Annotated in this window: 1 pseudogene; it reads left to right on the top strand. The window is 34.6% G+C overall.

The features are described from left to right. Positions 1-205: pseudogene (locus tag COC46_RS22465) on the top strand (IS5/IS1182 family transposase); the annotation flags it as partial.

Genomic DNA, 205 nt, shown 5'->3' with positions numbered 1-205 from the left:
ATTAACTGAGAGAAAAATATTTGGAGTCATCGCACATCGTAGGTATAGTCCTGTCAAAGGCTTGTTTCCAAAATATAAATTCAAATACGATGAACAAAAAGATGTTTTTATTTGCCCGAACAACCAAGAGCTTAGGTACAGTACAACGACAAGAGATGGTTATAGAGAATATAAATCAAATCGCAAAGAGTGTGTAGTATGTCCA

It is taken from the genome of Bacillus sp. AFS041924 (assembly GCF_002577195.1).
In the GTDB taxonomy this organism is placed as follows: Bacteria; Bacillota; Bacilli; order Bacillales; family Bacillaceae_G; genus Gottfriedia.
The sequence above is the reverse complement of the archived record's forward strand: the minus strand, read 5'-3'. Positions and strand labels throughout refer to the sequence as shown.